The organism is Butyricicoccus sp. (genome assembly GCF_050872565.1).
In the GTDB taxonomy this organism is placed as follows: domain Bacteria; phylum Bacillota; class Clostridia; order Oscillospirales; family Butyricicoccaceae; genus Butyricicoccus_A.
Genome location: NZ_JBNMHC010000339.1, coordinates 1 through 2,413 on the forward strand (window position 1 = coordinate 1; position 2,413 = coordinate 2,413).

Consider the following 2,413-nt stretch of genomic DNA (forward strand, 5'->3'; position numbering starts at 1 on the left):
GCCCTTATCTACTGCCGGATGGAAGTTCTTCGGAACAGAACCGCCAAAAATGCGCTCTTCAAAGGCATAATCGCCGTCTGCATACGGTTCAAAGGTCATCTTAACATGACCGTACTGACCGTGACCGCCGGACTGCTTCTTGTGCTTGCCTTCTACGGTGACAGCGGCGCGAATCTTCTCGCGATACGGGACAATCGGCTTGCTCAGTACCGGCTCTGCGCCGAAGCGAGATTGCAGCTTGGAGCAAATGACATCCAGATGAATATCACCCATGCCGCTGAGCAGGCTCTGATGGGTCTCCGAATTGATCGTGAAGCTAAAGGTCGGATCCTCATCTGCGAGCTTGGTCAGACCGGCAGCAATCTTTTCCTCGCCGCCCTTGGTCTTCGGTGCAATCGCCTGCGTGTAGCACGGCTTTGCAAACTGTACCGGTGTCAGATTGACAGCACGCACACTCATAGACAGCGTATCGCCGGTCTTTGTGGTCGCGAGCTTAGATACGGCACCAATATCGCCGCAGGTAACTTCCTTGACTTCGGTCGCCTTCTTGCCGCAGATCGAATACAGATGACCGATCTTTTCCGTCGCATCCATGCGATGGTTGAGCAGCGTCATATCCTGCTTTACAGAACCGGCTACAACCTTGAAATAGCTGAATCTGCCATACTGATCGGCAGTTGTCTTAAAGACAAAGGCACACGGGGTACCATTCGGGTTGCACGGTACTTCTACGAGATCCTCGCCTTCCTCACAAACTTCAACTTCGCCCTGATCCGGGGACGGCATGTAATCGCAGATGCCCTTGAGGGTTGCAACAGTGCCGATGCCGGTAGCCGCTGTGCCGCAGAATACCGGAATAACCGCGCGCTCCAGCACGCCCTGACGCAGACCTGCAATCAGCTCTTCATCCGAGAACTCTTCGCCTGCGAAATACCGCTCCATCAGATCTTCCGACAGCTCGGCAACGCTCTCGCACAGAGCGGCACGCTGCTGGTCAACCTTCGCCATCATGGATTCCGGAATGGCAACCTCTTTTCGCTCATTGCCTTCCATGTGATATGCCTTGCGGATTACACAGTCGACAACGCCGACGGTCTCTCGATTGCCCTCGAAAATCGGGATAACAATCGGAACAACATGCGCACCGAACGCCTTTTGCAGCTTGTGCAGCGAGGTATCGTAATCGGAATTTTCTTCGTCAATTTTAGAAATGTAAAACGCACACGGCTTGCCTTGATCTGCCAGACGCTTCCATGCCTTTTCTGTGCCGACACTCGGACCGGACTTGCCCGGAACGACAATCAAACCGGATTCGCACACGCGCAAAGCACTCTGTACTTCGCCCTCAAAATCAAAGAATCCCGGTGTGTCCAGCATGTTAATCTTGCAGCCGCCGTATTCTACCGGTGCTACTGCGGTGGAAATCGAAAACTTTCTGCGGATCTCCTCCGGGTCATAGTCACAAACGGTATTTCCGTCCGCGATTTTTCCCATGCGGTCTGTCGCCTTGGTCATATACAGCATACTTTCGATCAGGGAAGTCTTGCCTTCTCCGCCATGTCCCATTACACAAACGTTGCGGATCTTATCTACAGAATATACGTTCAACGATTCCATCTCCTTAATTTTTCTTATCCCAGACGAGCTTGCTCGTCCTCATGTTCGTAATTATACCCTACTTTCTCCGTTATCGCAAGCAAAACATTGTGAATTTTCTCCAAATGTTTTGCCATGTTTCTAGGAACTTCACCAGAACTTGTCAATTCTTCCGCGCTTAAACCGTACTTTTTGCACAAAATCACGCATTTTCCGCATAAAAGCATCACTCTCCTGTATTTGAAAATTTTTTGTAAAAAAAGAAACAGAGACTTTCCGCCCGCAAATGGGGCGTTCTGTCTCTGTTTTCTTTCATTCCCGTCCTACTCCATTGTCTAAGAAGAAAATCGGGATAAAGCACAAAACCATATAAATTAACAGGCGAATCGGATGGGCATCGGACGGAACAAATGCATAGCACAGATACATCATGAGCAGCATACACACGATGGACGCGCAGATGCCGATGAGAATTCCTGTGCGCTGTGCCTTTCGCTGGGCACGGGCGGCGCAAATACAATCCGCCGTCCCCATCAATCCATCGCGTACCAGCAGGGCGCACAACCGCGCATCGCGTGTATACGCCGGATTTCTCAGGGCACGATTTTGTTCCAAATCCGGCACGACAACCGTGCCTGCCGGAAGATCATACAGCTGTTCCACCAGCTTCGGCGTAATCTGCTGATTGCGTGAATGCAGCCAAATCGTCGTCTTCTGTTCCATCAGCTTTTGCATCGCATGGAACAGAACCGCCGGTACCGCATAATCCACCGTGATAATGGCGGCAAGATCGCCATCCAATGACAAGGCAAGCGCA

At 51.3% G+C, this 2,413-nt stretch carries 2 protein-coding genes; both read right to left on the minus strand.

Features of this window, described 5'->3' with window-relative positions:
• The coding region (locus tag ACR0P9_RS11045) for an elongation factor G (protein ID WP_432620113.1) at positions 1-1,608 on the minus strand (1,608 nt) is incomplete at its 3' end.
• A gap of 300 nt (positions 1,609-1,908) precedes the next feature.
• A partial coding sequence (locus tag ACR0P9_RS11050; protein WP_432620115.1) for a hypothetical protein occupies positions 1,909-2,413 on the minus strand: 505 nt, incomplete at its 5' end.